Genomic DNA, 10,033 nt, shown 5'->3' on the forward strand with positions numbered 1-10,033 from the left:
GCTTCAGAAGGGCTTCCGCCCGAAGATCCGCCCCACCCGCTCCCCCACACCCCACGTCGTGACTCTCCACAGGGCCTCGACGAGGATGTCGCGGCTCATCTTGGAGTCGCCCAGCTCGCGCTCGACGAACGTGATGGGCACCTCGACGACGTGATAGCCGGCTCTGACGGCGCGCCGGGCCAGGTCGACCTGGAAGCAGTAGCCCTGGGAGGCGACGTCGCTGAGGCCGAGGCCTTCGAGGGTCTCCCGGCGGAACGCGCGGTAGCCACCGGTGACATCGCGCATCGGTACGTCGAGCAGGACCCTTGAGTACAGGCTTCCGCCACGGGAGATGAACTCACGGTGCTTGGGCCAGTTCACGACCCGACCGCCCGGCACCCAGCGGGAACCGAGGACCAGATCGGCACCCTTGAGCGCGGTGAGCAGCCGCGGCAGTTCCTCGGGCTGGTGCGAACCGTCGGCGTCCATCTCTACCAGTACGCCGTACCCCTCTTCCAGCCCCCAGCGGAAGCCCGCGAGGTAGGCGGCGCCGAGGCCCTCCTTGCCCTTGCGGTGCAGCACGTGGACGTGGTCGTCCCCGACGGTCATCTCGTCGGCGAGCTTGCCCGTGCCGTCCGGGCTGTTGTCGTCGGCGACCAGGACGTGTGCCTCGGGCACAGAAGCCCGCACCCGGTCGACGATTGCCTTGATGTTCTCCGCCTCGTTGTAGGTCGGGATGATCACCAAGGTCGTGCCGAGCGGACCGAACTGTCGCCCACCGCCGTCGTTCACAGCTTCCCCTTAAGACTTCCGTGCAGAGGGGCTCCACCATAGCGAGCACCGCTCTTCGCCCAGATAGGACGCCGATTTACGCGCCCGGAGACGCCGGCTCGAGAGCAGCTTCTGCCGAGAAGAGAGAAACGTACAGCGGATCGGGGCCCGGCGCCCTTCGGGCCGACCTGGGGCCCGCTGGCTGCGGGTCGACCTAGAGCCGTTGTCTACTGAGCGTCCGGGCCCCACCCGGGTCACACCTGCCGACCGGCCGGAACGTTCCCTCATCCCCCAGTACGCGAGGGCTGGGCCTGGCTCCCAGTGGTGGTGCGCCGGTGCGGCACACCACCCCTGACCCAGCGGCGATTCGAGGGCTGCTCGGAACTTCCGCGGTCGGACGTCCGGTGGTGGACCCGGCCGAACCTACCGGCCACCTGCCACTTCCATCAACAGCCGTTTCACCTGCGGCTTTTCACTCAATCGCCTGGTCAGCGGGGAGGATACGCAGGTCGCATGACAGCACGGCGGCCAGGACCGGCGCCCCGCCACCCCGGTACATCACTCGTCCGGCCTCACGAAGACGGTTCGACCGCCCACCACGGTGCGCAGACAGACGGGGAGTCGCGTCCCGGGCGTCAGGTCGGGCAGTCCGGGGGTGCCGGAGCGGGGATCGGTCGACCAGCGGGCGACCCGGTCGTCCGGGGCCTGCACGACGAGTTCGTCGGTACGCCACACGGCGTAGTCCGCGGGCGCGCCCGGCACCAGGACACCCGCGTCGTCCCGGCCGATCGCCCGCCACCCGCCCCGTGTGTGCGCGGTGAAGGCCGCCCGTACGGAGACCCGGTGTTCCGGTGTCCGGTGAAAGGCCGCGGCGCGGACGGTGCCCCACGGGTCGAGCGGAGTCACGGGGCTGTCGGAACCGAGGGCGAGCGGCACGCCGGAGCGCAGCAGCGCCGCGAACGGGTTGAGCGTACGGGCCCGTTCGGCACCGAGGCGCTGGGCGTACATACCGTCCTCGCCGCCCCACAGCGCGTCGAAGGCGGGCTGGACGGAGGCGGTGAGTCCGAGTTCGGCGAAGCCGGCGATGGTTTCGGGGGTGAGCATCTCGGCGTGCTCGACGCGGTGCCGGGCGGCCCGTACGCGGGCCGGACCGACCTTTTCGGCGGCCGCTCGGACCCCCTCGACCACAGTGGTCACGGCGGCGTCCCCGATGGCATGGAACCCGGCCTGGAGGCCCTCCTCGGTGGAGGCCACCACATGGGCGGCGACGGCGACGGAGTCCAGGTAGGCGGTGCCGGTGTGGCCGGCGTCCGCGTACGGCCCGTGCAGGCAGGCCGTGTGCGAGCCGAGGGAGCCGTCGACGAAGAGGTCACCCGCGGCGCCGATCGCTCCCAGCGCGCGGGCCTTCTCGATGCCCTCTTGTCCCTGCTCGGCCCAGTAGCCGACGACCCTGGGGCCGGCCTCTTCGGCGGCGAGCCGCAGCAGCCCGGTGAAGTCGTCCTCGGAGGAGATGCCCGGGCCCGCGCACTCGTGGAGGGAACCGATGCCGAGCGAGGCGGCGTGCGCGAGCGCCGCGCGCTGGGCCTCGATGCGCTGGGCGGGGGTGACGGCTCCCAGGGCCGCGGCGCGCACGGCGTGGTGGGCGTCACGGGTCAGCGGGCCGTCCTCGTACCCCGTGAGTCCGGTGATCCCCGGCACCAGGTCCAGGAGGGCCGTGCTGGCGACGGCCGAGTGGACGTCGATGCGGGAGAGGTAGAGCGGGCGGCCCCCGGTGGCCTCGTCGAGTTCGGTCCGCGTCGGCGGCCGGCCGCCGGGCCAGCGGGCGGCGTCCCAGCCGTGGCCCAGGAGGACTCGGTCGGCGGGGCGGGCGGCCGCGAAGTCGCGTACGAGGGTGAGGGCCGCTTCCAGGGAGGGTGCGGTGGACAGGTCGAGGCCGGTGAGGGTGAGCCCGGTCGCCGTGGTGTGCACATGGGCGTCGGTGAACGCCGGGGTGACCAGGGCACCGTCGAGGTCCATCACCTCGTCGACCCCGTCGGCGAACGCGTCGGCCGCGCCCTCGGAGCCGACCCAGGCGACTTGCCCGCGTTCCACGACCATCGCGGTGGCGAACGGGTCGGCGGGGCTGTGTACTTCCCCACCGCGCAGCAGCACGGTACGAGGGGTGGCGGTGCTCTCACTCATGGGGAACAGTCTCGCCCCTGGGCACACCCGCCCCGCACCCACCCCGCGTGCCGGGGGGGGGGAGCCTGCCGGTCCGGACTCAGATCCTGGGCGGCCGCGCCTCGTACGGAGTCGAGAGGACCACGGTCGTACGCGTCGACACGCCGGCCAGCGAGCGGAGGCGCGCGAGCAGCTCTTCCAGTTCGTGTGGCGTCGAGACACGGACCTTGAGGATGTAGTTCTCGTCCCCCGCGACGCTGTGGCAGGCCTCGATCTCCGGGACGCCCGCCAGGCGTTCCGCGATGTCGTCGGGGGCGCTGGGGTCGAACGGCTTCACCGAGATGAAGGCCGTCATCGGCAGCCCGACGGCCTCGGGGTCGACGACCGCGGCATAGCCGCGGATGACGCCGCGCTGTTCCAGTCGGCGCACCCGCTGGTGCACGGCCGACGTGGACAGGCCCGTGGCCTTGCCCAGGTCGGTGTAGCTCATCCGCCCGTCCGCGACGAGCAGCTGCACAATCTGTCGGTCCAGCTCCTCCATGGCGCAGAACCTACAGGGCTCTTGATCTCTCGGATACCTCAGCGGCCCTGGTCATACCCGGTTTGTGATGTGCACGGGCGGAGCCCGTCAGCCATGCGGGGGACAAATCCACCGCCGCGGGCACCTGCGGGCAGCATGTGACGAAGGCCACAGTGTGGTTACAGGTTCCGTGATGTTCTCGTGATTACCGCCGAGACGGGGCGGGAAGTGCTTGCTTTGGTCGAGGCCGCAGCGCCTTGTCGGCCCACCCGAGGGGGAGAAACCCATATGCAGAGTCTGAAGCGCCCTGGTCGCACCGCGCCCAAGCGACTGAAGCCGGTCGTCGAGCCCGAGCCGGAGGGCGTCGAACCGGACGCCGTCGACGGTGAAGAACTCGACGCGTATGACACTTTTGAGATGTACCGGGTGATCTGCCCGGACTGCGCGCAGCCCATCGCGCTCCTGGCGGACGAGGAGGTCCTGCCCGAGCACGCGCTGTGCGCGACGCCGTGGAACCCGTTCGGGCTCACGGTGTGCGCCGGTACGGGCCGCGCGGCGGCCGAGGCCCGGCCCGCGGACGAGTCGATGGAGGCTCAGGAGCAGGACACCTCCCTGCTACTGACGCTCCCTCAGGGGCTCGACTGGCGGACACAGCCCTTCTCGCACGTTGGTGGCCCCGGCTCGCGTCCCATGCGGGTGCCGGTACTGCGCCGCCAGGCCGCCTGACCGGTCCGGGGCGCTCAGGCAGCGCTCTCGTCGAACCGGCTCGGTCTTTCGTAGCTGCCCTGCACCATGGCTCGCGGGCTGCCGTGGTGCAGGATCAGTGTGTCCGGTCCGCCGGGACGAATGGCGCACCGAAGCCGAGTGAGCAGGCCGACCGGAGCGGTGGCCTTGGATGACCCGCACGGCCCACCGTGAACTCGCACGGCCCACCGTGAACCCGTACGGCCCACCGTGAACTCGTACGGGCCCACAGTGAACTGACGGGCGAATCAGCGGTCCGGTGACCTGTCCACCCGTGGACGCGTTGCCCTGGTATGACCGCCACGTATGCAGAGACGAGCCGTCGCCGCCGGATTCTCGTTTCGGCGCCCGCAGAATCGGTTAACCAGGGGCTTCAGGAGTCACCGGAGCCGCAGGAACCACAGGAGCCGCAGGCTCGACGGCAGCCCCCGGATCCCCCCATCTACCGCGCCCTGATCCGCACCTGGTCCGACCGCGGCCGGACCCTGCCGGGGCGCCACGACCCCGAATGGGTCCGGCTCGTGGCGCCCTCGATCATGTACGGATACGGCTACGGGTACGGGCGGTTCAGCGCGAGTCGGGACCCACGAGGTGACGGGCGATGACCATCCGCTGGATCTGATTGGTGCCCTCGACGATCTGCAGCACCTTGGCCTCACGCATGAAGCGCTCCACGGGGAAGTCCGCGGTGTAGCCGTACCCGCCGAGCACCTGGACAGCGTCCGTGGTGACCTTCATCGCGGCGTCCGTGCACAGCAGCTTCGCCATGGCCGCCTGCTTGGCGAACGGCCGCCCCGCGTCGCGCAGTCGCGCGGCGGCGAGGTAGAGCGCCCGGCCCGCCTCGATCTGCGTCGCCATGTCCGCGAGCATGAAGCGCATGCCCTGGAAGTCCGAGATCCGCCGGCCGAACTGCTCGCGCGCGGTGGCGTAGGCGACCGCCTCGTCGAGAGCCGCTTGGGCCACGCCGACCGCGCAGGCGGCGATGCCGAGCCGCCCCGAGTCGAGCGCGGACAGGGCGATGGCGAAGCCCTGGCCCACGTCTCCGATGCGCCGGTCGTCGGAGATCCGCACCCGGTCGAAGTGAACCTGAGCCGTGGGCGAGCCCTTCATCCCCATCTTCTTCTCGGGCACCGCGGCACTCAGCCCCTCCGCGTCGCCCGGCACCAGGAACGCCGTGATGCCGCGTGTCCCCTCGCCGCCGCTGCGCGCGAACACGGTGTAGAAGTCGGCGACACCACCGTGCGTGATCCACGCCTTGGTACCGGTGAGCAGCCACTCGTCACCGTCCCGCACCGCCTTGGTCCGCATGCCGGCGGCGTCGGACCCGGACGCCGGCTCAGAGAGGCAGTACGCGCCCAGGAGGCCGCCGCCGAGCATGGCCGGCAGATGCTGGACCTGCTGTTCCTTGGTGCCGTAGTGGGCGAGTGCGTGACAGGACAGCGAATGCACGCTGACACCGAGACCGACGGTCAACCGGGCCGCGGCCAGCTCCTCGAGAACCTGGAGATAGACCTCGTACGGCTGGTCCCCGCCGCCGTGCTCCGAGTCGTACGGAAGGCCGAGCAGCCCCGACTCCGAGAGCAGGGTGAACAGTTCGCGCGGGAAGCGCCCGGCGTCCTCCTCCGCGGCCGCCTTGGGAGCGATCTCGCGCTGCGTGATGTCACGGACGAGCGAGATCAGATCCCGGGCCTCGTCCGTGGGCAGGTCACGGTCCACCGGCTGCGGCGCGCTGTCGATCATGGCGACGCTCTCCTCCCTGTCGGGCGCTTCGGCGGACACGCACAGGGGTGAGGTGGCTCCGCCCGGTCTTTCGTCGTCCAGCCGATGCTCCCCTTCCGGGTCTCGGACGGGCGTCCCCCCACGCCGTTTAGGCAGTGGGAGAAGCTGACCAGCGGCTGTGGCGCTGTGAGTATGCCCGATTCGGCAGAGCACATCACCAGTTAACGACCGTTTATTAAACCACATCGAAATTGGTACGGACCATTGACTCAGCTGGTCTAGTCCTCCTACCGTTTTCCCTCAAAGCTCCGGCGCGTTCATGTCAAACGCGCGGGACAGGTCGCGCACGTCTTCACCAGGTCCAGGCACCAACCCCACGCTCCCCTCCCCACGAGGAGACATGATGCTCAGACCACCCCAAATCCGCTTCCGTTTCCGGGCGTTGATCTCCGTCGTCTGCTGCGCCGTCCTCGGCGCGGGGCTGCTCGCCGGCGCGGGCTCCGCCACCGCGGCCGGACCGGCACAGCGGGCCGGATCGACGCCGAAGGCCGGACCAACGCCGAAGGCCGCCGGCTCCACGGTCGTCGGCTACTTCACCGAATGGGGTACCTACGACCGCAAGTACCTCGTCAAGAACATCAGGACGTCCGGCTCGGCGGCCAAGCTCACCCACATCAACTACGCCTTCGGCAATGTCACGGGCGGCAAGTGCGCCATGGGCGACTCCTACGCGGCGACCGAACGGACGTACACCGCGGCCGAATCCGTCGACGGCGTCGCCGACACCTGGGACCAGCCCCTGCGCGGCACCTTCAACCAGCTGCGCGAACTCAAGAAGCTCCATCCGAACCTCAAGGTCCTCTGGTCCTTCGGCGGCTGGACCTGGTCCGGCGGCTTCACCGAGGCCGCCAGGAGCCCGGCCGCCTTCGCCCAGTCCTGCTACGACCTGGTCGAGAACTCCAAGTGGGCTGACGTCTTCGACGGGATCGACATCGACTGGGAGTACCCCAACGCATGCGGTCTGACCTGCGACACCAGCGGGAGGGCGGCGTACCGGAACCTGATGTCGGCAGTTCGTGCCAAGTTCGGCGGTTCCGCGCTGGTCACGTCGGCGATCCCGGCCGACGCCACGAGCGGCGGCAAGATCGACGCGGCGGACTACGCGGGCGCCGCGCAGTACGTCAACTGGTACAACCCGATGACGTACGACTTCTTCGGTGCCTGGGACGCGACCGGTCCGACGGCTCCGCACTCGCCGCTGAACTCGTACTCCGGGATACCGAGGGCGGGCTACCACACCTCCGCGACGATCGCGAAGCTCAAGGGGCTCGGCATCCCGGCCTCGAAGCTGCTGCTCGGCATCGGCTTCTACGGGCGCGGCTGGACCGGAGTCACCCAGGCGGCGCCCGGCGGCAGTGCCACCGGCCCGGCAGCGGGGACGTACGAGCAGGGCATCGAGGACTACAAGGTGCTCAAGGCGAAGTGCCCGGCAACCGGCACCGTCGGCGGCACGGCGTACGCGAAGTGTGGGAACAACTGGTGGAGTTACGACACTCCGTCGACCATCGCCGGGAAGATGACCTACAAAAACCAGCAGGGCCTGGGAGGCACCTTCTTCTGGGAGCTGAGCGGTGACACGCCGAACGGCGAGCTGATCAAGGCGATCAACTAGCCTGGCCCGTAGGGCAATTGGCCTGTACGGCCATCCGTACCGCAAGGGGGCGGGGGTTCGTTCGACCCCCGCCTTCGCGCGGGCGCCACGGTCAATCAGACACCCTGGCGGGCGGCTTCGGGCGCCGGATACGCGGGGTCGAGTTCCTCGATGGCTTGCAGTACGCCGCCGAGCATCTTCACGAGCAGTTCGCGCATGACGTCGCGCGACAGAGTCCGGTGGTCGATCCAGTCGAGGGTGGCGCCCTCGACGCTGCAGAGCCAGCCGAGCAGGGCCGTACGCGGCAGGGGGGCGACCTCGCGCCGCCCGTACGCTCCTTCGGCGATGGTCTCGACGATGGCTTCGCGCACTTCGTCCCGTATGGCCTGCACCTCGGCGTCGAAACCGACGCCGCCGCTGATGATCGCGCGGTAGGCGGCCTGGTGGAGTTCGGCGTAGCGCAGATAGCCGTCGATGGTGCGGTGCACCCGTTCCCGGGGCGGCAGTTCGAGGCCGCCGGCCGCCCGCGAGACCAGCTCGGCGACCGAGTCCTCGATGATCGCCAGGTAGTAGCCACGCTTGGACTTGAAGTAGTAGTAGATCAAGCCCTTGGCCACATGAGCCTGCTTCGCGATGTCGTCCATCGACAGCGCGTCGTAGGACGTGTCGGCGAATAACTTCCGTCCGATGGCGATGAGTTCGGCACGACGGGCCACGGAGCGGTCCGTGCCGCGCACCCGTGGGCGGCCGACGCCGCGCTGTTGGCTGTCGTTCACTTTCGACCCTGGTCTCCCACTGCCGCGGACATCCGCAGGCAGTATGGCAGACCCCCGTCATCGGCCTGTTCGACTCTCTTCGACGACTAGGGAGTGCCCTAAAGGGCACCCCCTGAGGGGGCAGTGAAGCCGTCGGCCGTCAGATCAGGCCGAGCTGCGTGACGAGCATCGCGAGCACCACCACGAAGGCCCAGCCCGCGAGGTGTTCCAGGATCTTCGGGCCGTCGTCCTTGGGGCCGCCGGTGCGGGTGCGCAGGCGTCCGGCGGTGGCAGAGGTCACGGTCATGGCAGCTCGCTCGCGTCGTCTGGGTTGGCGGACTCCCCCCATGGGTCTGTCCACCTTGCCACCGGAACGGGCACTTTCGGGAGAGAGCTTGGTCACGCCGAAGAGGGTCCTTGATCAGCCGAGGCTCCCCCGCTCAGCGGATGCCGACCTTCGCCAGTGCCGTCCGCTGGCGTGCCGTGGGCTGCGCCGGGAAGTACAGGTAGCAGACGCCGCCGGTGCCGGAGACCACCTTCCCGGAGGCGTTGTACCTCTTGGTACGGAGCCAGATGTTCTCCCACTCCCGCCGCCGGTAGACGCGCCGCACGGCCGCGTTGCTCGGCGAGGCCGGGTCGTTGGCGATCACGTCGCCGTCGGCGGTGAATCCGATGACGGTCATCAGATGGCCCGCGGTGCCGTAACCCGCCCCCGTCAGCTCGGACGCGAGGAACGACTGGGACGTGATGACCGGGATCCCCGCCGCGATCAGGGTCTCCAGCTCGGTGAGGGAACCGAGCCGCGTCACCACGCCCTGAAGATCCCGGTACGTGGCGGCGTAGGCGGCGTTGAAGGGCCAGTTGCCGCAGCCCGCGTACTGGTAGTCGTAGGTGAACCGGGCGGCATGGCACACCTGCGGATCCGCGTACTGCGGATTGACCCATGACAGGTCCTGGGCCGTGGGCTTCCGCCCCCAGTACTCGATGATCATCTGCGATGAGGTGGGGCTGCACCAGGCCTCGCCGCCGTTGTCGTACTCCGGGTACTGGCCCGCGTGGATCTCCTGCGAGTAGCGCGGGACCTTCAGCTCCCGGGTGAGGCCAGGCGTCGAGGCCGGAACGGTGAAGCGGTCCGGGATGTCGGAGCCCATGGCACCGAGCCGCCACACGGTGGGCGTGATCCCGGCGCCGGGCTTGCGGTACAGGGTCAGCCGCAGCCGGTACGAGACCAGGCGCAGCCCCGAGGTCGCGTCGTCGATGGCGAAGGTGTCCGTCCAGATGCTGCTCTTGCCGTCGCTCTGGTCGTCCACCGAGGTGCGCCTGATGTCCTGGTCGCCCGAAGCCCATCGGCCCATCACGTACCAGGGGGTGTCGGTGCCGTCGGAGTACCTGCCGCGCAGCTCGACCTGGAGCCAGGTGCCCGCCGGGGTGCGCGCGTTCCAGGAGGCGATGACCTCGGTCGAGGGGACGGCAAGGCGGTGGACGGGCGACGTCCAGCGCGCGTACTCCCAGGTGGCGGTCCTGCCGGTGTGCGGGTCCGTGTAGTCGACGCGGCCCGCGGGCGACGCCATCACCAGGCCGGGGCGCGCTCCCGAGGCGGCGCGGGTGCCCTGCGCGGTGCCGCCGCGCCAGTCCGTGTACGAGGTCCAGGCACGGTTGTCCACCCGGCCGGCCCGCGCCTTCGACGGGGCCTGCGCGGCGCGGGCCGGCGCAGGGGCGCCGGCGGCCGAGCTC

9 protein-coding genes are annotated in these 10,033 nt (G+C 70.1%); 2 read left to right on the forward strand and 7 right to left on the reverse strand.

Annotated features, from left to right (window positions below; genetic code table 11):
* Positions 1-3: 3 nt before the first annotated feature.
* The 3 genes from FE633_RS43410 to FE633_RS43420 form a co-directional block, all read right to left on the reverse strand.
* Positions 4-771: a polyprenol monophosphomannose synthase gene (locus tag FE633_RS43410; protein WP_138050675.1), complete on the reverse strand. Its 768-nt coding sequence runs from the start codon at positions 769-771 to the stop codon at positions 4-6.
* Between the two features lie 537 nt (positions 772-1,308).
* On the reverse strand, positions 1,309-2,931 hold the full coding sequence (locus FE633_RS43415; RefSeq protein ID WP_138050676.1) for an amidohydrolase: 1,623 nt from the start codon (positions 2,929-2,931) through the stop codon (positions 1,309-1,311).
* A 79-nt stretch (positions 2,932-3,010) separates the two neighbouring features.
* Positions 3,011-3,451: an Lrp/AsnC family transcriptional regulator gene (locus FE633_RS43420; RefSeq protein WP_099940265.1), complete on the reverse strand. Its 441-nt coding sequence runs from the start codon at positions 3,449-3,451 to the stop codon at positions 3,011-3,013.
* Between the two features lie 267 nt (positions 3,452-3,718).
* On the opposite strand from FE633_RS43420, the gene FE633_RS43425 reads away from it, so the two are divergent.
* Positions 3,719-4,156 (forward strand): hypothetical protein, encoded by a 438-nt coding sequence (locus FE633_RS43425; RefSeq protein ID WP_138050677.1) that lies wholly within the window; start codon positions 3,719-3,721, stop codon positions 4,154-4,156.
* Between the two features lie 585 nt (positions 4,157-4,741).
* On the opposite strand, the gene FE633_RS43435 is transcribed toward FE633_RS43425, so the two are convergent.
* Complete coding sequence (locus FE633_RS43435; protein ID WP_138050679.1) at positions 4,742-5,914, reverse strand: acyl-CoA dehydrogenase family protein; 1,173 nt, start codon at positions 5,912-5,914, stop codon at positions 4,742-4,744.
* 382 nt (positions 5,915-6,296) lie between these two features.
* Here FE633_RS43435 and FE633_RS43440 point away from each other — a divergent pair, with 382 nt between their 5' ends.
* Positions 6,297-7,565 (forward strand): glycoside hydrolase family 18 protein, encoded by a 1,269-nt coding sequence (locus tag FE633_RS43440; RefSeq protein ID WP_138050684.1) that lies wholly within the window; start codon positions 6,297-6,299, stop codon positions 7,563-7,565.
* Between the two features lie 95 nt (positions 7,566-7,660).
* Here the strand turns inward: FE633_RS43440 and FE633_RS43445 are convergent, their stop codons facing one another.
* From FE633_RS43445 to FE633_RS43455, 3 genes are all read right to left on the reverse strand, one after another.
* Positions 7,661-8,320, reverse strand: a complete 660-nt coding sequence (locus FE633_RS43445) for a TetR/AcrR family transcriptional regulator (RefSeq protein WP_138050680.1) — start codon at positions 8,318-8,320, stop codon at positions 7,661-7,663.
* 139 nt (positions 8,321-8,459) lie between these two features.
* A complete protein-coding gene (locus tag FE633_RS43450; protein ID WP_138050681.1) occupies positions 8,460-8,606 on the reverse strand; it encodes an SCO1431 family membrane protein in 147 nt (48 codons plus the stop codon).
* A gap of 133 nt (positions 8,607-8,739) precedes the next feature.
* Positions 8,740-10,033: peptidase C39 family protein (locus FE633_RS43455; RefSeq protein ID WP_138050682.1), on the reverse strand; the 1,294-nt coding region annotated here is incomplete at its 5' end.

Source organism: Streptomyces montanus (assembly GCF_005786655.1).
In the GTDB taxonomy this organism is placed as follows: domain Bacteria; phylum Actinomycetota; class Actinomycetes; order Streptomycetales; family Streptomycetaceae; genus Streptomyces; species Streptomyces sporangiiformans.

What these genes read in the sequence shown, in the direction of transcription:
- FE633_RS43420 (WP_099940265.1), bottom strand. Translation starts at nt 3,451, where the DNA reads ATGGAGGAGCTGGACCGACAGATTGTGCAGCTGCTCGTCGCGGACGGG.
- FE633_RS43450 (WP_138050681.1), bottom strand. Translation starts at nt 8,606, where the DNA reads ATGACCGTGACCTCTGCCACCGCCGGACGCCTGCGCACCCGCACCGGC.
- FE633_RS43440 (WP_138050684.1), top strand. Translation starts at nt 6,297, where the DNA reads ATGCTCAGACCACCCCAAATCCGCTTCCGTTTCCGGGCGTTGATCTCC.
- FE633_RS43435 (WP_138050679.1), bottom strand. Translation starts at nt 5,914, where the DNA reads ATGATCGACAGCGCGCCGCAGCCGGTGGACCGTGACCTGCCCACGGAC.
- FE633_RS43415 (WP_138050676.1), bottom strand. Translation starts at nt 2,931, where the DNA reads ATGAGTGAGAGCACCGCCACCCCTCGTACCGTGCTGCTGCGCGGTGGG.
- FE633_RS43425 (WP_138050677.1), top strand. Translation starts at nt 3,719, where the DNA reads ATGCAGAGTCTGAAGCGCCCTGGTCGCACCGCGCCCAAGCGACTGAAG.